Below are 26,815 nucleotides of genomic sequence, written 5' to 3'. Positions count from 1 at the left end.
TATTCAAACATTAAAATAAGGCAATGCAAGTATTTGATTAATATTGCAGAACAAAATCATCCAATGATAAAGTGGCGTATAATGTTATGTTTAGGTTTTAAAGAATTTGAATCAGCAAAGCAAACCGTATCAGGAATAGAAGTTGTTAGAATGATAAAGAAAAATCAAGTGTTGAACCCTAAAAGTTCAACCTACAAATCATTTATATCATTAGCATCTTAAAAAATAAATTAGTTTAAAACTTTATACTTAAATTTAACAGATGTGACAGAACCTAACATTACAAGTGTAGAGTGTATATTTAAAGACGAAATTATTAAAGAAACAATAGTAACACCACTATCACGGGAGAAAGATGTAATTTTAGATATAAAAGATGAATAACTCTATAACAATAAACATATGAACGACATTTATGCAAAATTGAAAAAATGCACACTGTACTTAGTTCTGATTATCCTTGGAAATTCATGTCAGACTGAAACAAATAATTCTATTAAGGCCTTCTGCATCGATTACAATTGGCGAACTAAAAGTGATACTCTAGAAACAAATGGCAATAAATTTGCGGCTCCGGGAGCTTGGGCGGATTTTGACCCAAAAGAACAAGTAGATTGGCTTAAGAACCTCGGATGTAATGTTATTCAATCTTTTGCTGTTTCGTCTAATGGCTATGCTTGGTATAAAGATGGTGTAGTACCTGAGCAACCGGGCTTAAAAACTGATTTTCTTACAGACTTGGTAAAATTAGGACGTGAAAATGACATGAAAGTGTTTGGCTATTTTTGTGTAGGCTCAAACGAAAAATGGGGTTTAGAACACCCTGATCTAAGTTATGGAACACCGCATCAACCACATATTCCATTTACTACCGAATACCTGAATTATCTAACTACTACTATAAAAGATGCAATAGAAAAAACAGATATGGATGGTTTTATGATCGATTGGCTTTGGAATCCAACAGCTGCAGTATGTGGTCCGGAACGTGAGCAAAAATGGTTGAAATGTGAGCAACAGATGTATGTTGAGCTAATGAAAAAACCATTCCCAGGAAAAGACAATGTAACTTCCCAAGAGTTACTAGAATACAAAAGAAGAGCAATTGATCGCTGCTGGAAAGCAATCTATACAACAACAAAAACTACAAAACCCAATTGTGTTATCTGGCTCTCATGTTCTCAAATTGAAAATCCAGAGATTACAAATTCCGACTTACTAAGACAGGTAGATTGGTTACAAAATGAAGCCGGTGACAAAGAATCTGTAGATTTTGCTCGCAAACAAATAGGTGAACATACCCGTCTACTTGCGACATTATCAACTACTTTTTTAAAGCGAATGAATTTACGAGCAGAAGATGTTGTAAAGTATGCACTAGAAGATAATATTGGTATTTATTGCTACACAAGTTTAAAAACTTATGACCAATTTTTCGAGCCTGTTGAAAGTTATTTAACACGTCCGCTGACTGATTTTGATACTGGAGTAGAAAAAAACATTGCCTTACTGGCTCGTGTATTTCATGGTTATTCTCCTGAATTTGTAAAACCATAAAGAAAACGCATAGAATCTTTCCAATTCTTAAATATCCAAGATCGAATATCTTTGAGTAATTAATAAAGTAGAATGAAAAATAATTGGGAAAATGATAAAATTAATACATTGAATCAATATTTTAAAAACTATAAATATGCCGACTAAAATCTATTTTTTATTTTTCACACTTTGTTTAACTTGTAGCTTTTATAGTTGTTCAAATAAGGAAAAACGAAAAGCTAAATGGTCAAAAAAGGAGCTGCTATTTGAAGACAAGGGCATAAGTAATTGGAAGCAAAAATGGATGCTTGATGGTGAGAAATCTAAAGTTAAAAATTCAGATAAAGGAATGGAGTTAATTGCCGGAACAGAGCATGGTAATGACACATGTCACATGGTGCTATGGACAAAAAAAAGCTTCAAGGGAAACATAGCTATTGAATACGATTATACGCGTACCGATACTACTTCACGTTGTGTCAATATTCTATACTTTCTTGCTACGGGAAAAGGCGATTCATCATATCCAATGGATATATCACTTTGGAATAATAAAAGAACAGTACCGCATATGAGTACATATATTAAGAATATGAACACATATCACATAAGCTATGCTGCTTTTGATGCAAACAAGTATTCAAAAGGGAGTGATTATATTCGATTACGTAGATATGTCCCAAGTCTTAAAAGGTTTCAAGGAACCTATGTTCTAGGAGACCATTTTAAAACGGGACTTTTTAAAACAGATGTGACATATCATGTTGAAGTCATTAAATTTAACAATACAATTGAAATGTACGTTCAAAATAAAATGAATGCTGAGGACCGATTAGTTTGTAAATGGGATGTTTCAAAATTTACTTCATGCAAATCTGGAAGGGTCGGTTTAAGGCATATGTACACAAGAAGTGCAAGATATAAGAACTTTAAAATTTGGGGGTTAGAATAAATCATTAATAACTACACATTACCCTTTATTAGAAATTTATTTTTTTCTTAATTGTTAGGTTCTAATTCTAATATAACAGTCCTGACTGTTATATCAAACGTTATATTTACCTTCTTAAGAAATTTATATTTTATACAAATAGGTATAGTATGCCCCACAAACAAGTTCTCCATCTTTATCAAAAAAGGTAGTTTTTAGTTTGTATTTACCTTTTGACAAAATAAATCTTTCAGAAGCAAACAAATCAGAATTTTCTATTTTAATTGATTTTGATGCATCCCCTACTTTAATTTGTGCAGAAGCAATTGGCAAAGCCTTCCCTTCTGGATATGTAATGGTCATAGTTTCATGCTTTGGTAATCCGGCTCTTATAGGTGTTTTGGCTTCAGCAGGCCAACGGGAACAGCGAATTTCATACTCACCATCCTCTACTATCTCAATGTTCCAATAACCATTTGCCGATTGGCCTTTACGAATTGTAGGTTGAACTGTTACATTTCCTGCACCTTCAATACCGTGCCAGTCGAAACAAGTTAGGGTTACCTCCTCACATTTATCACCTCCTACCGGAAATGCAGGTACATTTTCTAATGAAGGTTGAACCGATAACCACCACTGTTCATAGTAAGCTCTCATCTTTTCTACTACCATGGGATACTTATCTGCAATATTGATTTGTTGTGCCGGATCGGATTTAATATTGTATAACTCATTGTTTTTGATCCATCTCCATTTACCCCACATTACAGTAGCATCGAATTTCTTTGGCAGTGCAGATTGGGCATTCTGCATCACTAATATGCGTTCTTCCAATTCCGAATCTGCATCAGTCATTAATTTTTTCAAGCTAACACCATTAAAGTCTTGCTCATCACACTTCAAATTACATAAATCAATCAACGTAGGTAAAATATCCTGCGAGTGAGTTAACTTATCAATATTTTTAGGTTTTGACAGGTTGCCATTGGGCCAACGTATAAAAAAAGGTACACGATGCCCTCCTTCATACAAACTAGTTTTCCCACCGCGCATCCCGGCATTAAAAACACGCAAACCACCTGTTCCTCCATTATCAGTCATAAAAATGAAAATAGTATTTTCAAAAAGATCATTTGTTTTTAGGAACTCATCCATTTTTCCAATGTTCTCATCAATGTTGGCAATCATACCATAAAACCATGAAATACCATCAGCGTGAAATTTATTTTCGGCAAACTCTTTAACAGGCTCGTAACCTTGATTCAGTGTATCTCGGTACTTTTCACTGTACTTTTCATGTACAATATTTGGTGAATGGGGTGTATTAGTGGGCAGATATACAAAAAATGGCTTACCATCATTTTTGCTTTTTTGAATAAACTTTTTGGTCTCCTCAAACCACACATCGGTACAATAACCTTTGTACTGTTGCATTACACCATTGTGTTCAAAAAAATCATCCTGATAATCATTATCCCAATAATCCGGCGTTTGAAAAATGGACGCTCCACCATGTTTTACCGATTCGTCGAACCCTCTATCCATAGGTCGATATGGGTAATTATCCCCAAGGTGCCATTTACCAAATTGTCCAGTATTATACCCGTTTTCTTTAAATATTTCTGGCATCATTGGAATGTTCGAGTGAATTATTTCACGGCTATAGGCCCAAGCAAAAGCACCATTACGACAAGCATCTTGACCCGTAAGCAGCTGACTTCGTGTAGGTGTGCAAATCGATGAGACATGGAAATCTGTAAACCTAATACTTTGATTATATAAATTATCCACATTAGGTGTTTTAAGTATCGGATTTCCATGACAACTAAAATCACCATATCCTTGATCATCCGTTAAAATGATAATTACATTTGGTCTTTCGGTGTTAGGATTATTACAGGCATAAAAAGCTAGGCAAATAATTAAAATCAATAAATTTCTCATAATGGTACTTGTATAAAATTATATTCAGAAATAATTTAACCTATTTGTCAAAGGGTAAATTATTAAAAACTCTCGCTAAAATCGCAATATTACGTTCATCTAAATCGGTGAACGACTCTAAAGGTTTGGAAATGTAATCTTCAACTGGTGGAAATGCATAATCGTATGATTTAGGACCAGCATAACAGTACATGCCAATGTTTTCTTTTTGAGCATATGTAGCCACTTCCTCACCTTTCAAATTATTTCGTTTAAAGAAATTTGCGCTAAATGTGGTTATTAATCGTGTTTGCTTACCAGTTTGTGTTCGGATTATATCAAATGATTCTTTATCTCCCGCTTCATTTTGTAACCAATCTACTTCCTTAATTAAGGGGTGGTTTTGCATCTCGGGATGTGTTAATTCTGAGCACGACAACCAAATAACACCATTGGATTTTACCGTCTTGGCTGTTCTTTTTATATGCTGCCAACAACGATTTATGGCTTTTCTGTTAAATTCCAACTCAAGGGAGTCACTCACTTGTTCCTTGCCAGGAAAGGGTTCGCCCATTAACTCGGCATACATTTCTTGCTCACAAGCTAACCACCGTGTTGGTAGAGCTGGCCCTCCAAGACCTACTGTTGGATTCCAAAACCAATCAATCATGAATCCATCCATTTCTGTAAGTTCAAAAGCTTCTTTTATGGATTCGCCTAAAAAGGTATTGTATTCTTTTGTAAAGGGAATATGTGGTCGGCTGGGTGTGCCATAACTAAGTTCTGGATGCTCTAGTCCCCATCGAGTATTTGAACCTACACAAAAATAGCCGAACACTTTCATATTTTCTTTATGTCCAAGTTTAACCATTTCAGTTAAAAAGTCGGTTTTCAATCCCGGTTGTTCAGGTACTTCCCCTCCTTTATACCATGCATAACCGTTACAAGAGACAGCAAAGGTTTGAATTACATTGGCACCCAATTCTTTGCACCATGCTACATGCTCCGCAGGATCAAGATCGGCCCATGCTCCTGGAGGTGCAAAAGAATTAATATTTTCTTTTCTCTTATCACTGGCAATACGCCAATTAACATCGAGGCAGAAAGCTTTTATTTCTTCTTCTTTTTGAGTAGTTTTAAATTCGGTTTTATTCCTGCAACATGCAAACAAAAACAAGCTTATCCCAACTACAATTATTAGATTTTTCATTATTTTATCTTTTCAATTTTAAACGATTGTAGACCTAAGCCATTCCATACTCCTTCTTTTTTAGGCTTAATGATAATAGTGTATCTTCCAGGTTTACCTATTTGAACTTCTCCTAAGGTTTTAGGCTCGAAAATAAAATCTTCATTTTCCTTGCAAAGAATGGTTGTGTGCTGAAAGGTTTTATTCGCAAAACTTAATTCCAGCTCACTTCCAGTCTGGTTGTTGGCCGTTGCCATATAAGTTAATGAAACCTTGTATTTCCCAGGTTCTGAAATAATTACATTGGCAGTAGCAAAATCATCCCTGTTATTCCAGTTTACTACTTTCATACGATCTCGGAAGCCTCCATACATCGGTTTTATTTCTGAATTTGAGAAAGAAAATGCACGAGCTGTTAAAAAAAGTTCACCATTTTTCGATTGACGTTGAATCTTATCGTAAGTACATTCTCCTTCAGTAACTAGCGTAATAACACTCACAGAACTAAGATGTACCTCGTTTGACCATTGCAGTTTCAGCATCCCTTTTTTTGACTTGTACTTAATTGGCTGTTTTCCATTTTCTCCAATGAAATAAGCTTCAGTAACTTTTCCTGAAAAGCCATCAATCGTAATTTTATTGATTTTCGGATTAAATACATGAGCATAAAGTGTATCGGTTTTAGAAGTTATTGTTCCCCAATCGAATGTTCTTGGCCAGAATGGATTGGAGCCTGCATCGTAAATTGCATCACCATTTACCTTTAGCCAATCACCTATTTCAAGTAAACGCTCCTGCATAATTACAGGAATACGACCGTCGGCTGTAGGGCCCACGCAAAGAAGGAAGTTTCCACCACCTGCTGTGACTAAACACAATTGTTCAATCAACTCATCTGCACTATTGTAATCGTTAATATTCTCTTCTCGATTATATCCATAACTTTGTCCAATTCCACGATCTTCTTGCCAAGGATGCTCAGGAGAAGTCCATTTCCCATAACCGTATTCACTTTCAAAAACATCACCGTTTATACCACGTGAACTTCCCCAACGGTCATTCACTACCACATGATCTTTCACTGGAGATTCGTTGTAAAGCCATTTCGCTAATTCATTATTTCTCCACTTCTTACCTGACATAGCCCAATCTCCATCAAAAAAGATACTCCAAGGTTTATATTTTGTAACCACCTCTTTCAGTTTTGGGTGGAATTGTTCTGTCACAAATTTATCGCGATTGCTGAGCCAAAGAGGATGATACCATTCGTACAAAGAATAATATATCCCCATTTTTAGGCCTAATTTATTGCCAGCATCATTCAGTTCCCCTATGACATCTCGTTTAGGGCCAACAACCATACTATTCCATTCTTTTGTAGATTGTGTTTCCGAATATTCGGTAGGATACATTGCAAAACCATCGTGGTAATTTGCAGTAGTTACAACATATTTTGCACCACTTTTTTCGAATAAATCACACCATTCATCCGCATCAAAAAAGTCTGCCGTAAAATCATGAATCAAGTCTTCAACTTTTGTGTCTCCATATACTTTCTTATGAAATTTCTCTACGGATTTATCTCCATTTAAAAGACGTGCCCAATACCATTCGGCATAACCATTTGGTCCAACGGGTGCATAAGATGGAACTGAGTAAGGACCCCAAACTACAAATATCCCAAACTTGGCTTTGTTGAACCAACCAGGTAAGGGACGTTTGTCTATTTCCGCCCAATCGTTATTGTATTGTTTATCAGAAATTGGTTCAATTTCGACTTTGGTTGGGGCGTTGTTTTCTTGACCAAAAAGTGTTGCCGATAAAACAATTAGTAAAGAAGTTAAGAAGATAGTTTTCATTGTTTTAATATATAGTTCAAAATAGTTAAAAAAGTCTCAAAAGTTTAAAGAAATAGGACTTACTAAAATCCTACTGCCGCACCACCATCTACAGGTAATAAAACCCCATTAATATAAATTGAGGCGTCTGATGCTAAAAAAATAGCAGCATTCCCAATATCTTCAGGGTTACCAAAATGCTTAAATGGAATTCTGTTTAAAATTTTATTTTTTCGCTTTTCATCATTGTCCAATGCTTGATGCAACATTTTAGATTCAATCCAACCTGGAGCTATAGAGTTTACACGAAGACCATCTTCTGCATAATCTGCAAGCAAACCTCTCATAAGACCTAACATACCTGTTTTTGCACTTGTATAAGCAACAACCTGAGTCATTGCCATAATTCCAGTCATAGAACTAATCATTATTACTGAGCCCTTAACGTTATTTCTTTTCATCGATTCCATTACCTCTCGACTTAATGTAAATGAGCTTAACAAATGGGTTTGAATAACATTCAAAAAACTTTCATCTGTAGTTTGAGATACCGAAGCTTTTAAGTGAATTCCTGCATTATTAACAAGAATGTGAATTGCGCCGTGATCGGTTTCTATTTGATTTACTAAATTTTTAATTCCTAATTGGTGAGTGATATCAAAAGCATAATAAGCAGAATTTTCACCTAGATTTTCACAAGCCTCTTTTAGTGTAGTTTCTGTTCTTCCAATAATTATTACTTTCCCACCAGCTTCAATATAGGATTTTGCAATTCCAAGGCCAATTCCTGAGCCTCCTCCTGTAATCAAGGCGGTTTTTCCTTTTAAACTAAATTGTGATAAATTCATTTTTTGTTTTTTATCCTGGTAAACAACCAGGTTCTAGTTTGTTAAATTTTTTATACGCTAACTGAAATTCTTGATGCAATAGTTCTTCAGATTTTGATAAATTTCCATTTGCAATATCTATTATACAATCTTCCAATTCTTTAGCTACTTTCTCTATAGTTGTATCTCCATTTAAAATTTTACCAGCATTAATATCCATATCTTCAGAAAGATTGTCATAGGTTTCTGGGTTTGCACAAATTTTAATTACAGGAGCTACTGCTGATCCAACTACCGACCCTCTTCCTGTTGAAAAAAGAACTAAGTGCGATCCGCAAGCTATTAACTCTGCTATTTCGGCATTATCATTAGCATTAGGCCAACCAAATAAAGGATCACCATCTGGCACCACATCTAATAAAAATAGTCCCTTCGTTGTTGGTTGTATTGTAGGTTTTAAAATACCATCAATTTTCGAATTCCCACTTTTACTATAGGCTCCCATTGATTTTTCTTCGATTGTAGAAAGTCCACCTTTTGCATTACCATCTGAAAAACTTCCAAAGCCCATTTTTAAATAATAATCTTTGGCTTTATTTACAGTTTTAATGAGTAGTTCTGCCAATTCAGGAGTAGAGGCACGTTCAGCCATAATATGTTCACAACCGATCAATTCTCCTGTTTCCTCAAAAATAGCTGTTGCTTTTTGAGCTAATATGCTGTCAAAAACTTTACCAATAACTGGGTTTGCTGTTATTCCGCTAGTTGCATCAGATCCACCACATATTGTTCCAACCACTAATTCTTCAACTGCCATATGAACAGTAGGTACTTCTTTAAGAATTTCAATTTGTTCTTGAATCCATTCTTGCCCCAATAAAATAGATGTTCTACTTCCTTTTGACTTCTGGATAGTTATCGTTTTAACTGGTAAACCTGCCTTGCCTATACTCTCTTCAAGTAATTCTTTATTTAAATTTTCACAACCTAATGACACAATAAGTACTGCTCCAACATTTGGATGCGTACAAAGTGATTGCATCATTTGATTTGCGTAATCGTTTGGCGCACATCCATGAAATCCAATTAGATGTACACCTTTATCTCTAAATGGATATTGTATTTCTCTAGCTACATGGTGAGCACATTCAACCGTATACGCAACAAGTGTATAATTCCGAATTCCTTTTCTACCGTCTTTTCTTAAATAGCCTCTTAACATTTCTTTATTTTGTATATTGTTTCATGTACAAACTCTCAATATTATGAATATGAACATGACCACCAGCATCAACATTTGAAGTAATTATCCCAATAGGTACACCATATTTTTTCACCTTTTCTCCTTTAGATAAGTTTTTAAGCGCCATTTTATGCCCAAAAGTTATATCAGAAATTGTTTTAATTATTCCCCCACTAATTTCAATAGATTCACCCTTTTTAACATCTGATATTATTACTCCTACGTTATCAGATGGATGCAGTATAATAATTTTACTTTTAGCCATATTTCTTAAAATTACATAATTCCAAATGTTTCAAAAGCTTCTACGGTACTCATCCCATTTTCCAATGCTATCTGAACAGATTTTTCTCCTCTAGCTTTTTCTAAAGCCAAGGAAAAAGCTTCTTCTACTCTTTCGGCAGGTACAATTAGTACTCCATCTCGATCTCCATAAACCACATCTCCTGGATTTACAAGAATACCACCAAACTCAATTGGAATACCATAATCAATTACTTTTCCTCTAGGTCCTTGATCTTGGGCATAAGTACCCCCAGAGAATGTAGGATAGTCAAGACGTAGTATTTCATTTGTATCTCTTGAAAAACCATTTACTACTGCTCCCGCTGCTTCTAAATTTGTTGCTCTTGTACTCATTAATCCACCCCACATAGCATAATTATAGGAACCTCCTGAACAAATGTAAACTTCATCTTTTTTTAAACTATCTAAAGCTTCAAACATTAAACCAAAAGGTTTTGCCATAATTGGATTTGCCGTGCCCTCTAGTTTTTCTGAAAACACATCTGCTTCAAGTACAGGCATTGCTCTACCTATTACAACCATTTCACTATTCAAAGGCTTAATCTGTTGTGGTAAGAATTGGTGTAACAATCCCATTTTATCCATTACATCACCAACAAGAGCTACAAAAAGTTCTTTTTTTGCAAGTTGAAATAACTCACTGTCATTTTTCCAAAGATTCATATTTAAAAATTTATTCATTAGTTTTTTTTAACCAAGACCGTTCAATATCTTCTATTGTTCGCCCTTTTGTTTCTGGCATTAAGAACTTCACTACCAAAAGTAATATACATAGTTCAATCGCAAAGAAGAAATAAATCGTCCCTGTTGGTGTTGATGCCTCAATTATAGGGAATACCTGTGCTACAACAGCGCTAGTTATCCAAATACAAAACGTAGCCAATGCGATGGCTTTTCCTCTAACTTGATTAGGAAAAATCTCAGATACAATCACAAATTTTACTGGACCAATAGCACAAGCAAAAAAGGCTATAAATACGTTAATAGCAAGTACAATAGGCCAACCTGTAGAACCATTCATAAATAATAAACCAATAGCAATGTGCGAAAAGAATGCTCCTATTGTTCCAACTGCTAGTAGTTTTCGTCTTCCAGCTGAATCAATAAATACTAGAGCAAAAAGTGTTGCTATAAAATTTACGATAGCAATACTTGCAAAGCCACCTAATGATCCACCTAAATCAAAACCTGCACTTTCAAAAATCTGAGGTCCATAATAAAATATTACTGAAACCCCACAAGCTTCAGACAATATACAAATTAAAATTGCCAAAATTAATGGACGGCGCAGGCGATTTTTGAATAAGTCTGAAAAATTAATTCTTCCTTCTTCAGTAAGTGTATCTTCTATATCCATTCTTATTTCCTTAGCACGTTTTGGGCCGTTAATTCTAGCCAAAATATTTTCAGCTTCTTGTCCTCTATTTTTTTTCACAAGCCATCTAGGGCTTTCGGGTATAAAAAATGTACATCCTAAGAAAAGTAATCCAGGTAGTGCTTCAGCCATAAACATTGCACGCCAATTCTCATCTATTATTACCCATTTCCAAAGTTTAGAGATACTTGTATCTCCGGTTATACTATCTGAATTGACTTCTTTAAAATTGAAAATCCCCCAATTAGCAAATACACACATAACAATACCAATAGTAATGGTTAGCTGAAATAAAGTAACCATTCTACCTCGCATTTTCTCTGGAGATACTTCTGAAATATACAAAGGGCAAACCATAGTTGCAGAACCAATTCCTAACCCTCCAATTAACCTAGCTATTATTAAATCCGTTGGAGTACTTGCTAAACCGCTCCATGCTGCAGATATAAAAATTAATATTGAAGCAATCATTAAAGTTTTTTTACGGCCAAATGTATCAGAAACTGGCCCAGCGATAGCAGAACCTATTGCACATCCCCAGAGAACACAACTTACATAAAAGCCTAATTCAGCATTTGAGAAAGAAAACTGCTCAACCACTTGTGAATTTGTACCTGATACTACTACTGCATCATATCCAAAAAGGAGTCCTCCAAAAGCAGCTATTATACAAATAAACCATAAGTAAAAGTTTGAGCGATTTGTCTCGTAATTTAATTTTTCTGATTTTATTTTCATACTCAGTCTTAGGTTCTTTATTTAAATTCACTTCTTTGATAACAAAATTATTAAAATATATTTTTAAATAATTTATGTTTATAAGCACAAAATTGCAGTATTCTACCTTAAATGTATTAATTAAATGATTATTTTTGATTGAAAAAGTAATTTATATGAAGCCTAAATTAATCCAAGTTCCAAATAAAACAGATATTTCGTTTTATATAGTGAATGAAATAACTCCTTTTTTCTATAATCCTTTTCACTATCATAATGAATTAGAACTTGTGTATATTATTAAAAGTGAAGGCACTAGATTCGTTGGAAATAGTATTCATAAATTTCTTCCTGGTGAATTAGTTCTTGTTGGTCCAAATGTACCCCATTGTTGGAAAAATGACCATACCCACTTTTCCAAAGAATCAAAACTTAAAGCACATGCTTTTGTCATACATTTTGAATTAAATTTTTTAGGTGAATCTTTTTGGAGTATTCCTGAAATGAATTTAATTAAGAAACTTCTAGATGAATCAAGTAAAGGTATTTTATTTAGTCCGGAAATTACACAGTCTGTTCTTGGAAAATTGTATAAACTTGAAGAATTATCTAAATCCCGAAAAATTATTGGTTTTATTGAAATATTAGATATTCTTAGTAAGGATAGGGGTATAAGTATCTTGGGGTCGTCATCAGTAAATTTCTCTTTAGATGATAAAAACTTAACACGATTAAATAATGTGATTAATTATATTTCAGATAATTTCACAAAAGATATAACTATACAGGAATTATGTAATATCGCTCATTTAACACCAAATGCTTTTTGCAGATATTTCAAAAAACATACTCGAAAAACTTTTAAAGAATTTTTAAATGAATTACGTATTGATTATGCCTGTGGATTAATCCAAGAAAATCAAATGAGCCTATCTGAAATAGGATTTAGTTGCGGCTTTAATAGCATCCCTCATTTTATTAGAACTTTTAAAAAACACAAAAAAACATTACCCTCTAAATTTAGAATAAATATCAAAACAATTTAATTTCTATAGGGTACGAAATAGAAGCATAAAGTTACCGCATCTTAAATATTAGATACGGTAACAGTATTTAATTGAGTTTAGTTTGATTTTTGCCTAGTCCTTTAAACCAATAAAGGATTAGCTTTTCTTTTAAGATGCATTCTTTTAAATATAGTTGCTTATCTTTTACTTCTATTTTAAAAGATGCAACGGATTCTATTTTAAATCTCACGTAGTAGTGGGCCTAATTAATAAATAGTATTGGCTGGATTTAAGTAATTTTAATCATCAAAGTAAACAATACTATGTGTTGCCATATAATTCAAATAAATAATTACTCAATTTCATAGGTTTTTGAAATTTCAACATCTTATTTGCGGTTAAATAGACTTTTAATATTTATTTTTTTATTATTGTTGGATTTACATTAAATATACTAATCCTCAAAAAATTATGTGCTTTCTGTTCCGTTACCATAGGTATTTTCTTCTTATTAGTTGCAGTTTACTGTTGTTGGATTGTTGCTTTTTTATTCGTGTAAAGGAATCCAATATGCCAGTAAAGAATTTAGAAAACAAATAAACTAATTACTCAAAGTATGAGTATAAAGGAAATTGTTGAGATAATACTGTGACAGAGTCATTCTTAAAAACAATTAAATCTGAATTGATTTACCATCATAGTTTTAAACCCAATTAAATAAGCTAATTCCCAAAATATAAAGCATAAAAAAATCCTACTAGAAATAGTAGGATTTACTTTGGTGGGCAATGAGGGATTCGAACCCCCGACCCCCTCGGTGTAAACGAGGTGCTCTGAACCAACTGAGCTAATTGCCCTAAGCGGATGCAAATATACAGTCTATTATCATAGTAACAAAGCTAATTTGAAATAATTTTTAATAAAAAATCACAATAAAACACAACCTCTTTAATTTCAATATTTTAGTAATTAAATTTAATTTCTTTCACCTAAAATTAAACTACTTCAGCTACAACAAATGTACTTCCTCCTATAAATATTAAATCATTATTATCTGCAGATTGAAGAGCAAACTTGTAAGCTTCATTTACCGATTTATAAGTATCTCCTATTAAACCATACTCAAAAGCTGTTTTTTGTAAATCTTTTTCTGAAAGCCCTCTAGGAATGTCTGGTTTACAAAAATAATACATTGCATTTTTAGGAAACAATGGTAAAATTGATTTCAAATCTTTATCATTTACAACTCCAGTTACTATATGCAATTTCTTATAATTTTGTTTTTTTAATTGATTAAATACATAGGTTAACCCATCCTTATTATGTCCTGTATCACAAATTACTTTTGGTTTTTCATTTAAAACCTGCCATCTACCTAACAGTCCTGTATTTTTAACAACATTTGATAAACCTGCTTCAATTTGTTGCCTAGTTATATTGTACTTCTTTAAATTAAGAACTTCAATTGCCTGAACAGCTGTTTTAATGTTTTTCTCTTGGTAATCACCTTGTAAATCGGTTTTAAAAGGATTTCCCTCTAAATCAAACGCATTGTAAATAATTGCATTTTTATCTTCTGAAACATTCTTAAAAACAGTATAAACATCACTTTGATACTCACCGATTACTACAGGAATTGAATCTTTAATTATACCCGCTTTTTCAAAGGCTATTTCGGGTAAGGTTTCACCTAAAAACTGTGTATGATCTAAACCTATATTTGTAATTATAGAAACTTCTGGTGAAATAATATTTGTTGAATCTAAACGTCCTCCTAAACCAACTTCAACAACTGCTATATCTACTTTATGATTGGCAAAACAATTAAAAGCTAAACCTACAGTCATTTCAAAAAAAGATAATTTATTTTCTTCTAAAAAAGATTTGTTTGCTTCAGTAAAATTAATAACATCACTTTCTGAAATTACTTCACCATTTATTTTAATTCGTTCTCTAAAATCTTTTAAATGGGGTGAAGTATATAAACCAACCTTATAGCCTGCTTCTTGTAAAACAGATGCAATCATATGACTGGTTGATCCCTTTCCATTGGTACCCGCTACATGAACAGACTTAAAATTCCTCTGCGGATTTCCAAGATATGTTGCAAGTTTTAAAGTATTAGATAAATCTTTTTTAAAAGCAGTTTCACCTTGCCTCTGATACATTGGCAATTGCGAAAACATCCAATTGACGGTATTCTTATAATCCATTAAAAGTTATTGAGATAATGAAAATCTATATTTTATAGTTCCAACTTGTTTAGATGGTGCCTTAGAATCTGGCTGCCACTTGGTTTTTAATGCAGCTACTTTTGCCTGTGTTAACAAACAAGAAGCTGTATTTGTTGATCCTTTTACACCTGGTGTTGCTTTAATTACTCTACCATTAACATCAACTTCAATTCTAACAACAACTAAACCTTCTTCATTACAAATATATGCTGGTTTTGGTCTACTTAAAGGTTTTCTTCCACCCAGGTTGTAATCTCCATTACCGCCTCCACCACCATTACCGTAGTAACCACTAGCATTAGGATCTCCAGTAATTTTTCCTTTATCACCAGGAACACCATCGTTTCCTTCTCCTCCGGTTGCAGTTCCAGTAGAATTCTTTACACCACCAATCAATGCATCTAATTTCTTTCTTTTAGCCTCTTTTTCAGCTTTCTGTTTTGCAATTTCGGCTTGTCGCTCTCTTTCTATTCTTTCTTTTTCTAATTGAGCTTTTTTAGCAATATTTTCAGCTCTTTTTTTTGCTTCTTGTTCCTTTTTTATAGCAATTGCCTCTTCGTTTTCTTGAGTTGCAACATCTTCAGTTTTTTCAGATGTTTCTTCCACAACTTTAGGTTCACTAATTTCTTTTATTTCTTCTTGTTGTTCTTCAACTATTTTCTCTTCTGAAGCGGCTTTTAAAGGTTCTTTAGGTTGAACATTTCCACTACCAACACTTGAAGTTCCAAAATTAACAGCAATTCCATATTCTGCTGGTGGATCCATATATTTCATTCCAACAAAAAAAATTGCTATCAATAACAAACTCATTATAACACTTGTTATAACAGCTGATTTTCTTTTATGTTTTGTATTTAATAATGTAGACATATTCTTATTTTGGTCTAACAGCTAAAATAACTTTAATCCTATTTCTATTGGCTATATCCATTACTTTTACAGCCTTTTCAATAGGAACTCCTTCTTCAGCTCGTAAAACAATTGTTGGACTTTCCTTACCTGCTAAAATAGATAACAAATCTTGTTCCAATTTAGATTCACTTACTTTTTTATTATCAATATAAAAAGCGAGTTTCTTAGTTATACTCACAGATACAGATTTTCTGTTTTCCGTTTTACCACTGGCTTTTGGCAACAAAATATCTAATGCGCTAGTAGTTACCAATGTGGAAGTAATCATAAAAAATATGAGTAATAAAAACACAATATCTGTCATTGAAGACATATTGAAATTCGGATTTATTTTATTTCTACCTCTAATATCCATTTGCTATTATTTATTGTTGTTGAATAGTTTTATTTTTATACTGAAACTGTAAACCATCAACTATATAGGTTCGTTTAATAAATCAAGAAATTCAACAGATTTGGCTTCCATTTCGTACACCACCTTATTTGTTCTCACCACCAAGTGGTTGTATTGAATATAAGATATAATACCAACTATTAGTCCTGCTACAGTAGTTGTCATTGCCGTATACAATCCATCAGACAGCATTTTAATATCTATTTGTCCACCTGCATTTGCAATTTCATGAATTGCCACAATCATACCAATTACAGTTCCTAAAAACCCAATCATTGGAGCAGCACCTGCAATTGTTGCTAAAACCGGAACATTTTTCTCTAATTTATATATTTCTAACCTACCTGCATTTTCAATAGCTGAATTGATGTCTGCCAGGGGTTTTCCAATTCTAGAAATTCCTTTTTCAACTAAGTTTGAAGCTGGAGAGTTTGCTTGAGAACATAATGCTTTAGCAGCATCTAATTTTCCATTTGAAACATAATCTCTAATTTGATTCATAAAGTTACTATCTATTTTTGAAGCTGCTTTAATTGCAAAAAACCTTTCAAAATAAATATATAAAGCCACTGCTAATAAAACAGTTAGTATGGCAATTATAACTTGTCCTCCTATACCTCCATCCATTATTAATTTATAAATGGAAAGTGTTTTCTCTTCTGAAACTACTTCTGCTAATTCTTCTGGGGGATTTTGTAAAATACTTAATAACATGAATTTAATTTTTATGTTTCTTTAACGAATAAAATTTCTGAAAATTGTTTAATAATATTTTAATAAAAAACCCAAGAATTAAACTCTTGGGTTAAAATTTATTTAAAAATTTCTTAATAGCATAAAAGCGAGTGCTCCAACTAAAAAACCAATAGCTGCTAGCCAAGCAATATTTTTAAAATACCAAAAGAAATTAATTTTTTCCATTCCCATTGCAACAACACCTGCAGCTGATCCAATAATTAACATACTACCACCTGTTCCTGCCGAATAAGCTATAAAATGCCATATATGATCATCTATACCAGCTTGAAACATTCCCATACTTGCTGCAACTAATGGTACATTATCTACAACTGCAGATCCTATACCTAGTAAAAGAATTACAATATCATTATTAGGTATAATTACTTTTAAATGTTCTGCACCAATAAATAACATTCCTAAAGATTCTAATGCGGCAACCGCCATTAAAATTCCAAAGAAAAACAAGACACTCGGCATTTCAATTTTAGATAATGATTGATGAACTGGGCTATGAAACCCTTGAGAATCATCACCTTCTGTATCTATTGCATGTGAAATACTAAATTGTGATCTACTATAAATTTCAGCAAAAATACCAACAACAGATAATGACAACATCATACCAACATATGGTGGTAAATGCGTAATTGTTTTAAATATAGGTACAAATATGATTGCAAATAAACCTAAATAAAGCATTATTGGACCATATTTATTAGGTTTACCATTTGTCTCTCCTTCAACAACATCTAAACTTCCTTTAAATGGTTTCATAAATGAAGCTATTAAAACAGGAACTAAAACACATAATAAAGATGGTATAATTAAGTATTCAATTAATTTAAAAGTAGTTACTTTTTTACCAATCCAAAGCATTGTAGTTGTAACATCTCCAATAGGACTCCAAGCTCCTCCAGCATTTGCTGCAATAACTATTAATCCTGCAAACCATAGCCTTGTATTTTTATCATTAATAATTTTTTGCAGAATTGTAATTAAAACAATTGTAGCCGTTAAATTATCTATAATAGCAGATAATATAAACGCTAATGCAGCAAAAATCCATAATAATTTTTTCTTTTTCTTTGTTTTTATATAGTTTTTAAAAGTTGCAAAACCATCAAAATAATCAATTATTTCAACAATAGTCATTGCTCCTAATAAGAAAAATAATATCTCTGCTGTTTTCCCTAAATGATGTAACAATGTTTCCTCTAGTAAATGATGTTTTTCTTCACTAGTAAAACCTGAAAACCCTTCTACTAATTTATGTCCAGCAGAATCAAACCAGCTGGTAAAATCATCAATCCCAAATGATACTAATGCCCATAGAATTGCCATCATTGCTAAAGCAGGAATTAACTTATCCAATTTTAAATTGTGCTCAAGGGTTATCGCTAAATAACCTAAAATAAAAATTATAATTATTAGTGTATCCATTTGTTATTATTAATTTATTGTTTTGCTGTAAATATAGGTTATTATAAATTTTATATTAAGTCCCTTTAAAATTTAAATTATTTAAACCTCTATATTTGATTAATTAGAATTTGTGTGAATAACAAATATAATAAACTTCATGGTTAATATATAATGATTTTACATGAAGAATTATTTTTTATAGACACTGTTACATCGTTTAACCAATCAACCTCATTTTCAATACTTAACACTTCTAATAATACTAAAACTAGAACTTCTTCCTAATCAATTAATAATGTATTAGGTATTCCATTTATACATTTTACCAAGGTTATTATTCTTAAAATAAAAAATTTATTGGTCACTCTAGCTCTAGTGATTAATATTTTTATTGTAGAATTAGTATTAATAATTACCAAGGTTTATTTTGTAATATGTTCTATAAAAATTCTTAAAACAGCTTCAATAGATAATTTATAATTATTAATAAAATTAGTTTTTTTACTATTTTAAAACCTAAAAAATTTAATTGGTAAATGTTAAAAGAAAATCCTTTTAAACTTAAATAATAAACATAATTAAATAATAATAAATCTCTAATTAGTAATAAAGGAGTTCCTTACCTTCCAAACACAAAATCTTAAATTCTAAAATAACAAACAACCATTAATTTCGTTTTATTACTAAATGTTTCTCCAACTCAAATTTTTGTACCTATTTGATAGGCATATTTAATAAAAAACTATTAAAAAAAAACTATATTTGAGATACATCAATCAATTTTCTAAAAAATTTATCAATTATGGATTTTAAATTATCTGAAGAACATATAATGATACGCAATGCAGCTCGAAATTTTGCTCAGAATGAGCTTAAACCAGGTGTTATTGAACGAGATGAAAACCAACAATTTCCAACCAAACAAGTTAAACAAATGGGACAACTTGGCTTTTTGGGGATGATGGTAGACCCAAAATATGGTGGTAGTGGTTTAGATGCTGTTTCATATGTAATTGCAATGGAAGAAATTTCTAAAGTTGATGCTTCCGCTTCTGTAGTTATGTCGGTTAACAATTCTTTGGTTTGTTGGGGTTTGGAAACTTATGGAACAGAAGAACAAAAGCAAAAATATTTAGTCCCATTGGCTAAAGGTGATATTATTGGAGCTTTTTGTTTAAGTGAACCAGAGGCAGGATCTGACGCAACTTCACAAAAGACAACTGCTATTGAAAAAGAAGACCATTACTTATTAAATGGAACAAAAAATTGGATTACAAATGGTAACACTGCAAGTGTATATATTGTAATTGCCCAAACGGATAAAGAAAAAGGCCATAAGGGAATTAATGCTTTTATTGTTGAAAAAGAAATGGAAGGATTTATAGTTGGTCCAAAAGAGAATAAACTAGGTATTCGTGGATCAGACACGCATTCACTAATGTTTACTAATGTAAAAGTACCTAAAGAAAATAGAATTGGAGATGATGGATTTGGATTTAAATTTGCAATGAAAACTTTAGCCGGTGGACGCATAGGAATTGCTTCTCAAGCATTAGGAATTGCTTCCGGTGCTTATGAGTTAGCTCTAAAATATTCAAAAGAAAGAAAATCTTTTGGAAAAGAAATTAGTAAACATCAAGCAATTGCATTTAAATTAGCAGATATGGCCACACAAATAGAGGCTGCTCGTCACCTTTGTATGAAAGCTGCTTGGGATAAAGATCAAGGAAATAATTATGACTTAAGTAGTGCTATGGCTAAATTATTTGCTGCGGAAATGGCTATGCAAGTAACTATTGAAGCTGTACAAATTCACGGGGGATATGGTTTTGTTAAAGAATACCATGTAGAACGATTAATGCGTGATGCTAAAATCACTCAAATTTACGAAGGAACTTCCGAAATTCAAAAAATAGTAATTTCAAGAAGCGTATTAGGTAAATAATTTCCACAATACCTTACAATACTTAAAGTCTGCATTAAAAGTGCAGACTTTTTTTGTTTTTTCAAACAATAAACTTAAAATTTATAACAAAATTTTATGATATAGTTTATTAATGAATGAATGTTTATTCATACATTTACACTCTATTTTAAAAGGTGTAATGGCTCGGAAAATTGATAATGATAAGCTTGTAAGAATTAAAAAAGCTACAATGAAAACTATTGTTGATCGTGGAATAGAAAAAACCACCATTGCAATGATCGCTAAAAATGCCAATGTTAGTGGAGGATATCTATATAGACTTTACAGCGGTAAACAAGCCTTAATAGATGAACTTTATTTCGATAAAGTTGTTTCAATTAATAATGAATTAGAAATTTTAATTAATTCAAATCCAACAAGTGTAACTGCAATTGTTACAGCTTTTATTAAAAACAGAATTAATTATGCCGTAAACAAACCTGAAGCTTCAAAATTTTATTACCAATTACTTCACAACAATAATTTTAAGGTTGATAAAAGTTTAAAAGAACGAAACTTACTACTAATAGAAAACCTTAAAAGTATTGGCCAAAAATCTGGTGAAATAGGAAAAAACATCAACATATTACAAATACATTTTCACCTTTTTATTTACGTAGTAGATTATATTAATTTTAAAAAGGTAAACAATTTTGGAATTGAAACTATAAATAATAATGATGTTATTTATTTAACTGAAAACATACTAAACATACTAAAAAAAGATAATTAAAATGTTTATCAATTTTAAATTGCTGTTAAAACAATCAGCTAAAACAATCCCTCTCCTATTACTTTTTTTAAGCACTTTTACTAATGCTCAAGAATTATCATTAAAAGAAGCTTACGAATTAATGATTTTAAAAAATGGAGATATAAATGCTTCTCAACAAGAAGTAAATGCAAAAAAAGAGGAACAAAAAGCTATTAAAGGATTGCGCTATCCTTCTCTTAGTCTATCTGGTACTTATGTACATTTACAAAATGATATCGGATTTGATTTAAACGAACAACGGAATATGGCTAGCGGACTTCTTGGTATTTCAGATCCTACAGTACTTGGTGATTGGAATTTTACAGCCCTTGAAAAAAATTTAGGATTTGCTACTGCTGATATTAATTGGCCAATTTTTGCTGGTGGAAAAATAAATGCTGCCAATAAAGCTTCCCAAATTAAATATGAACTTTCTGAAAATAGTCATACAATTAAAGAAAATTCGCTAATAATTAACTTAATAGACTATTATTATAAATTAAAATTAGCAAATGAAGCTAAAGAATTACGGCAACAAGTTTACCAAACAATTCAAATACATAGTGATCACGCAACAAAATTATTTGAAAATGGAATAATTCCTGAAGTTGAAACTTTAAATGCTAAAGTAGCCCTTTCAAACGCAAAAAGAGAATTATTAGCCGCTGAAAAAGATGTCTCACTCGCTACTACAGCTATTAAAAATTTAATTGGCGGTAAAGATTTTAATACTACTTCATCAGATTTTATAATTCCTTCAATACAAACTTCTTTAAAGGAATTTCAAACTGAAATGATTAAAGAAAATGAACAACTAAAATTCCTAGAAAAAAATCAAGAACTAGCTAAAATCGGAGTTAAAGTTGAAACTAGCGAATACTTTCCTAAAGTTGCACTCTTTGGAAAACATACTTTATGGAAAGATAATTTATCGCTAGTAGATCTTAATTGGATAGTTGGTGTTGGTGCTTCTTGGGATGTATTTAATGGTTTTGAAAGAGAACATAAAATTAAAGCTGCAAAACATAAGGTTATTCAAGTTCAACAACTCGAAAAACAAGCAAAGCTAAATTTATTGACATATACAGAAAAACTTTACAATGAATTAGAAAAGCAACTTGAACAATACAATAGTTTAAAAAATGATGAAGCACTTGCAGAAAAACTTAAATTTATGCGTACACGTGCCTTTGAAGAAGGTACAGGAACATCCCTAGAAGTTATAGATGCCACCTTGCAACTAACTGAAATAAAGTTATACAAAATAAAAGCGCTTTACCATTACAACAAAACTTATGGAGAATTAATGGTAAATATCAACAAAACAGAAAAATTCTTGAATAAAATTTAATATTAAAATGAAAAATTCAAAACCTATAAAATTAATAGTAAGCATTTTAATTATCGCTATATTATTACTGATAAGTATTTGGCTAATAAATAAACCTAAAGAAGTGGTTTTTCAAGGTAGAATTGAAGCTAAAGAAATATATCTCTCAGCAAAAATACCTTCACGTTTAAAAACTACTGAAGTAAAAGAAGGTTCAAGTGTTTTAAAAGGTCAACTACTTGCCACACTTGAAAGCCCTGAAATTAATGCTAAAGAAAGACAAGCATTGGCGGCAAAAGATGCTGCAAGTGCACAACAAAATAAAGCAGTAAATGGAGCTAGAATTGAAGAAATAAATGCATACAAAAGTGTTTATGAAAAAGCCATAGTTGGAGCAGATTTAATGATTAAATCTTACAATAGAATTGAAAATTTATTTAAAGATGGTGTGGTTTCTGAACAACAAAGAGATGAAATTCTAGCAAAGAAAAATGCTGCATTAAAAGACCAAGAAGCTGCGTATGAACAATACAAAATTGCTTTAAAAGGAGCCAGAAAAGAAGATATTGCCGCTGCAAATGCATTGCTAAAAAGAGCTGAGGGAGCTTTAGATGAATTAGAAAGTTATAAAAGTGAACAATTCATTTCTAGCCCTATTGATGCTGAAGTTATGGATTTTTTACCTGAACAAGGAGAATTAATTGGAGCTGGGTATCCTGTAGTGCATTTAGTAGATTTATCAAATTCATTTGCTGTTGTAAATGTGAAGGAAACTAGTTTATTCAATTTTGAAAAAGGTTCAGAATTTACAGCAACAATCCCTGCATTACAAAACAAATCCGTGACATTTAAAATATACTATGTTGCAGCCCTAGGAGATTTCGCAACTTGGAACGCAACAAAAACAACTGGAGATTTTGACATTAGAACTTTTGAAATTAAGGCTTCTCCTGTAAATTCAGAAATTGAATTACGCCCAGGAATGAGTATTTTAATTGATGCTTCTCAATTTAAAAACTAAAATGAAACCGTTTTTAAACATCATTAACCGTGAATTTAGAATGCTTTTTCATAATAAAGCAATTTTTATTTTTGCAGTTATTCTACCGATTATAGCTATACTTTTTTTTAACACCCTACTAAGTAAAGGAGTTGCAAGAGATTTACCAATAGCTGTCTTAGATTTAGATAATTCTTCCATATCAAGAAATTTAATAAGTCAGTTAGATGCTACTCCTGAAATATTGGTAAAATATAAGCCAATCGATCAATTAGAAGGAGAGCGCTTGGTAAAAGAAATAAAGGCATATGGTTTAGTCATTATTCCTGCTAATTTTGCAAGTGATCTTAAACAAGGCAAACAAACCAAAGTAATAAACCAATATAATAGCAATGTTTTATTGCCTTCTGGTTTAGAAAATAAAGCTTTTAGAAAAGTCGTAGCAACATTTTCAGCTGGTGTAAATATTCAAAAACAAATGGCTAATGGAACCTCAATAAGCCAAGCAAAAGCAAATTTCCAACCTATAACTTCAGATAATCACGTTTTATCCAATCCATACACCAATTACTCCTATTATTTAAACTCAGGTTTTTTAACCTATTTTTTACAAATATTTGTAATATTAACTACCATTTATTGTTTTGGTGTTGATTTAAAATATAATAAAGGAGAAAAACTATATAACATAGGTAAAGAAAATTTACCAGTAATTATATTTGCAAAAACATTACCATACACATTATGGTTTTTATTTATAGGTATTTTAATGTACTATAGTATGTTTGTTTTACAAGATTTCCCTTTAACCGGGAATAAAATAATACTTCTTTTAGGGCTATTTTTATTAATTACTTCTACACAAGCTTTTTCGCTATTATTTATAGCAGTAAGTAGAAGTTTTAGGGAAGCGTTAACTTTCGGATCGGGATTTGCAGCTGTTAGTTTATCCTTCTCTGGAATTACTTTTCCAATTTTTGGGATGCCTAAATTCATACAATATTTAAGTCAAATATTCCCTTTTACACATTATTTTGAATTATTTGTAGATCAAACACAACGAGGAATCCCCATATTCTTTTCTTTTAAACCAATATTAATATTAATATTTATAAATGTTTTTGTTTTTTTAATTAGCTATAAAAAATTAAACAAATTATTAAAGAGAGGTTCATTTTTAGAACGTACATAAATATGAAATCATTTTATAAAAAATATCATCGTGCTAAAATATCATTTTGGAACTCTGTCGCTACAGAATGGAATGCTATAAAATTAGACAAAGCTTTAGTTAGTACTTTTTTATCGGTAGCATTTATAATTTTAATTGTTTACACGTATTTATACTCGAACGAAGTTGTTAAAGAAGTACCTATAGCAATTGTAAATCAAGATGCTTCTAAAACAAGTAGGGATTATATTTCAATGCTAAATACTTCAAAAGGTATAGATACAAAAACAAATTATGCCGATTTACAAGAAGCTAAACAGCATTTCTATTCGAACAAAATTATGGGAGTTGTAATAATCCCTAAGAATTTTGGAAAAGATCTTAGGAGAGGGAGACAAACAACCATAACAACTTATGCTGATGCTTCAAATATGCTCTTTTACAAAGAAGTAATAGGAGATGTAACGGTTGCTACAGGATATTTTAACGCAGGTATTGTCATTAAAAAAAATATGGCAAAGGGAAATTCAATAGCACAAGCGAAGGCTAACTATACTCCTGTTCAAACAGTTACAACCAGTTTATTTAACACATCTTCAGGATATGCTACTTATTTAATTCCCGTTTTAACTGCATTAATAGTTCAATTAGTTTTATTAATGGCTATAGGTATCATAAATGGTACAAGACATGAGGATAACAACATGTTGTCAAATTTCCCTCGAATCCTTCACAAAGGTGGAACGATTCCAGTATTATTAGGGAAATCATTTGTTTATACCGCTTTATTTTCAATTATTTTACCAATCCAAATTGGTATTGTGTATACTCTATTTTCTATACCTGTTAGATCTTCTTTATGGATGGTCTATATATTCTCTTTACCTTATTTATTAGCTGTGGTATTTTTTGGTATCGCTATGAGTTCATTATTTAAAAGAAGAGAAGATTCTGTTGTATTTATAGTTTTAACGTCAATACCATCTTTAATGTTAAGCGGATTATCCTTTCCTATGGAAGGATTTCCTAAATTTTACCAATATATTACTCAAACAATACCTTCAACACCAGGTATCAATGGATTTGTAAAACTAACACAAATGAAAGCATCTTTTAGTGAAGTCTCACCTGAATGGAATCACTTATGGTTATTAGCCCTTATTTATTTTGTACTAGCTACAATTACATTAAAATTACAATCAACTAAAGAGCGAAAAAATATAACTAAAAAATCCTTATAAAATAAATTATAAGGATTTTTTAATTAAGTTATTAGGTACAAAAATTTACACTCTATAATTGTCAGCTTTCCAATTCTTAATAGATTTTTTAATATCTTTTTCAGAAAGGTTTTCCTTTATAGCTTTCTTACATAACTCTACAAATTCATCATCAGGAGCAAAACGAAGACCAATAAACTGACGTGTAGTTAACTCATTCGGTGCTGCCTTTCCCGTTAATATAAAATATCTTAACTTTTCCTCAGCTCTAATTGCTCTATCTTGAGCTTTTAACGCAAATCCTCTAATATAATAAGATAAAATCAACAAAATAACTGCAATCAAAACAAGCAATGAAGCAGTATATAAAGTCTCTTCATTTGATTTTACCAATGACATAATGGAGCCTATTAACAATACAATAATAGCTAAGAATGTTAAACCGTGAAAACCTATTACAATTCTACCGTGATTTTCTAAATTTTGATGTTTCATAAATTATTTTTATTAGTTTATTTATTTTTAAAGTTAAACAAAATTAGGTAACTATTTAGGTAACTAATAACAACAAAAGTATTTAAATTAATAGTGGTATATGCTAATACACCTATAATTCAAGGTTAAGAATGAATTAAACGAAGGTTTTGAGTTAAAAAAAGGGCAAAAAAAAACCTTCAATAATTAAATTGAAGGTTTTTCAAAAGAAAGGCGGTGACATACTCTCCCACCTAGTGGCAGTACCATCTGCGCTGATAGGCTTAACTTCTCTGTTCGGA

Annotated in this window: 24 protein-coding genes and 1 tRNA gene; 10 read left to right on the top strand and 15 right to left on the bottom strand. The window is 31.5% G+C overall.

From position 1 onward, the window contains the following. Nucleotides 1-9: 9 nt before the first annotated feature. The 3 genes from DAD81_RS21045 (at nucleotide 10) to DAD81_RS16400 (ending at nucleotide 2,491) form a co-directional block, all read left to right on the top strand. Nucleotides 10-222, top strand: a complete 213-nt coding sequence (locus DAD81_RS21045; protein ID WP_262511284.1) for a transposase — start codon at nucleotides 10-12, stop codon at nucleotides 220-222. A gap of 180 nt (nucleotides 223-402) precedes the next feature. Then, nucleotides 403-1,557, top strand: a complete 1,155-nt coding sequence (locus DAD81_RS16405; RefSeq protein ID WP_111709397.1) for an alpha-amylase family protein — start codon at nucleotides 403-405, stop codon at nucleotides 1,555-1,557. A gap of 136 nt (nucleotides 1,558-1,693) precedes the next feature. Beyond that, the gene (locus DAD81_RS16400; RefSeq protein WP_111709396.1) at nucleotides 1,694-2,491 is read left to right on the top strand and encodes a DUF1961 family protein; all 798 of its coding nucleotides are present in this window, start codon (nucleotides 1,694-1,696) and stop codon (nucleotides 2,489-2,491) included. Nucleotides 2,492-2,614: 123 nt separating this feature from the next. On the opposite strand, the gene DAD81_RS16395 is transcribed toward DAD81_RS16400, so the two are convergent. The 8 genes from DAD81_RS16395 to DAD81_RS16360 all read right to left on the bottom strand — a co-directional run bounded on the left by DAD81_RS16395 (nucleotide 2,615) and on the right by DAD81_RS16360 (nucleotide 11,909). Next, nucleotides 2,615-4,414, bottom strand: coding sequence for an arylsulfatase (locus tag DAD81_RS16395; protein WP_111709395.1), 1,800 nt, complete (start codon nucleotides 4,412-4,414; stop codon nucleotides 2,615-2,617). Between the two features lie 40 nt (nucleotides 4,415-4,454). Continuing rightward, nucleotides 4,455-5,603 (bottom strand): alpha-amylase family protein, encoded by a 1,149-nt coding sequence (locus tag DAD81_RS16390; protein ID WP_111709394.1) that lies wholly within the window; start codon nucleotides 5,601-5,603, stop codon nucleotides 4,455-4,457. Further along, on the bottom strand, nucleotides 5,603-7,441 hold the full coding sequence (locus DAD81_RS16385) for an alpha-L-fucosidase (protein WP_111709393.1): 1,839 nt from the start codon (nucleotides 7,439-7,441) through the stop codon (nucleotides 5,603-5,605). The genes DAD81_RS16390 and DAD81_RS16385 overlap by 1 nt, the downstream gene beginning before the upstream one ends. Before the next feature lie 62 nt (nucleotides 7,442-7,503). Further along, nucleotides 7,504-8,268, bottom strand: a complete 765-nt coding sequence (locus tag DAD81_RS16380; protein WP_111709392.1) for an SDR family NAD(P)-dependent oxidoreductase — start codon at nucleotides 8,266-8,268, stop codon at nucleotides 7,504-7,506. Nucleotides 8,269-8,278: 10 nt separating this feature from the next. Next, a complete protein-coding gene (locus DAD81_RS16375) occupies nucleotides 8,279-9,469 on the bottom strand; it encodes a UxaA family hydrolase (protein ID WP_111709391.1) in 1,191 nt (396 codons plus the stop codon). A gap of 4 nt (nucleotides 9,470-9,473) precedes the next feature. Then, complete coding sequence (locus DAD81_RS16370) at nucleotides 9,474-9,755, bottom strand: UxaA family hydrolase (RefSeq protein ID WP_111709390.1); 282 nt, start codon at nucleotides 9,753-9,755, stop codon at nucleotides 9,474-9,476. Nucleotides 9,756-9,766: 11 nt separating this feature from the next. Then, nucleotides 9,767-10,477: an RraA family protein gene (locus tag DAD81_RS16365; RefSeq protein ID WP_245949332.1), complete on the bottom strand. Its 711-nt coding sequence runs from the start codon at nucleotides 10,475-10,477 to the stop codon at nucleotides 9,767-9,769. Beyond that, the gene (locus DAD81_RS16360; protein WP_111709389.1) at nucleotides 10,470-11,909 is read right to left on the bottom strand and encodes a sugar porter family MFS transporter; all 1,440 of its coding nucleotides are present in this window, start codon (nucleotides 11,907-11,909) and stop codon (nucleotides 10,470-10,472) included. The genes DAD81_RS16365 and DAD81_RS16360 overlap by 8 nt, the downstream gene beginning before the upstream one ends. A 155-nt stretch (nucleotides 11,910-12,064) precedes the next feature. Between DAD81_RS16360 and DAD81_RS16355 the strand changes: the two genes are divergently transcribed. Continuing rightward, nucleotides 12,065-12,934: an AraC family transcriptional regulator gene (locus DAD81_RS16355; protein ID WP_111709388.1), complete on the top strand. Its 870-nt coding sequence runs from the start codon at nucleotides 12,065-12,067 to the stop codon at nucleotides 12,932-12,934. Between the two features lie 740 nt (nucleotides 12,935-13,674). On the opposite strand, the gene DAD81_RS16350 is transcribed toward DAD81_RS16355, so the two are convergent. The 6 genes from DAD81_RS16350 to nhaD form a co-directional block, all read right to left on the bottom strand. Next, a tRNA-Val gene (locus DAD81_RS16350) sits at nucleotides 13,675-13,752 on the bottom strand. Between the two features lie 138 nt (nucleotides 13,753-13,890). Next, the gene (locus DAD81_RS16345; RefSeq protein ID WP_111709387.1) at nucleotides 13,891-15,108 is read right to left on the bottom strand and encodes a bifunctional folylpolyglutamate synthase/dihydrofolate synthase; all 1,218 of its coding nucleotides are present in this window, start codon (nucleotides 15,106-15,108) and stop codon (nucleotides 13,891-13,893) included. Nucleotides 15,109-15,114: 6 nt separating this feature from the next. After that, nucleotides 15,115-15,999: a cell envelope integrity protein TolA gene (locus DAD81_RS16340; RefSeq protein WP_111709386.1), complete on the bottom strand. Its 885-nt coding sequence runs from the start codon at nucleotides 15,997-15,999 to the stop codon at nucleotides 15,115-15,117. Nucleotides 16,000-16,003: 4 nt separating this feature from the next. Next, entirely contained in the window at nucleotides 16,004-16,396 is a 393-nt protein-coding gene (locus tag DAD81_RS16335) for an ExbD/TolR family protein (protein WP_111709385.1), read from the bottom strand. Between the two features lie 60 nt (nucleotides 16,397-16,456). Beyond that, complete coding sequence (locus DAD81_RS16330; RefSeq protein ID WP_111709384.1) at nucleotides 16,457-17,149, bottom strand: MotA/TolQ/ExbB proton channel family protein; 693 nt, start codon at nucleotides 17,147-17,149, stop codon at nucleotides 16,457-16,459. Between the two features lie 102 nt (nucleotides 17,150-17,251). Continuing rightward, the gene (gene nhaD, locus DAD81_RS16325; protein ID WP_111709383.1) at nucleotides 17,252-18,616 is read right to left on the bottom strand and encodes a sodium:proton antiporter NhaD; all 1,365 of its coding nucleotides are present in this window, start codon (nucleotides 18,614-18,616) and stop codon (nucleotides 17,252-17,254) included. A gap of 784 nt (nucleotides 18,617-19,400) precedes the next feature. Here nhaD and DAD81_RS16320 point away from each other — a divergent pair. The 6 genes from DAD81_RS16320 (at nucleotide 19,401) to DAD81_RS16295 (ending at nucleotide 26,060) form a co-directional block, all read left to right on the top strand. Beyond that, nucleotides 19,401-20,543 carry an acyl-CoA dehydrogenase gene (locus DAD81_RS16320; RefSeq protein ID WP_111709382.1) on the top strand — a complete coding sequence of 381 codons (1,143 nt, stop codon included), beginning with the start codon at nucleotides 19,401-19,403 and terminating at the stop codon, nucleotides 20,541-20,543. Nucleotides 20,544-20,703: 160 nt separating this feature from the next. Then, nucleotides 20,704-21,297, top strand: coding sequence for a TetR/AcrR family transcriptional regulator (locus DAD81_RS16315; protein ID WP_157961162.1), 594 nt, complete (start codon nucleotides 20,704-20,706; stop codon nucleotides 21,295-21,297). A gap of 1 nt (nucleotide 21,298) precedes the next feature. Then, a complete protein-coding gene (locus DAD81_RS16310; protein WP_111709380.1) occupies nucleotides 21,299-22,669 on the top strand; it encodes a TolC family protein in 1,371 nt (456 codons plus the stop codon). 7 nt (nucleotides 22,670-22,676) lie between these two features. After that, nucleotides 22,677-23,669, top strand: a complete 993-nt coding sequence (locus DAD81_RS16305) for an HlyD family secretion protein (protein WP_111709379.1) — start codon at nucleotides 22,677-22,679, stop codon at nucleotides 23,667-23,669. A gap of 1 nt (nucleotide 23,670) precedes the next feature. Beyond that, entirely contained in the window at nucleotides 23,671-24,840 is a 1,170-nt protein-coding gene (locus DAD81_RS16300) for an ABC transporter permease (RefSeq protein ID WP_157961161.1), read from the top strand. A 2-nt stretch (nucleotides 24,841-24,842) separates the two neighbouring features. Then, nucleotides 24,843-26,060, top strand: coding sequence for an ABC transporter permease (locus tag DAD81_RS16295; RefSeq protein ID WP_111709377.1), 1,218 nt, complete (start codon nucleotides 24,843-24,845; stop codon nucleotides 26,058-26,060). Nucleotides 26,061-26,105: 45 nt separating this feature from the next. On the opposite strand, the gene DAD81_RS16290 is transcribed toward DAD81_RS16295, so the two are convergent. Further along, the gene (locus DAD81_RS16290; protein ID WP_111709376.1) at nucleotides 26,106-26,534 is read right to left on the bottom strand and encodes a DUF6526 family protein; all 429 of its coding nucleotides are present in this window, start codon (nucleotides 26,532-26,534) and stop codon (nucleotides 26,106-26,108) included. Nucleotides 26,535-26,815: the final 281 nt, after the last annotated feature.

This window comes from Lutibacter citreus (genome assembly GCF_003260195.1).
Lineage (GTDB): Bacteria > Bacteroidota > Bacteroidia > Flavobacteriales > Flavobacteriaceae > Lutibacter > Lutibacter citreus.
The sequence above is the reverse complement of the archived record's forward strand: the minus strand, read 5'-3'. Positions and strand labels throughout refer to the sequence as shown.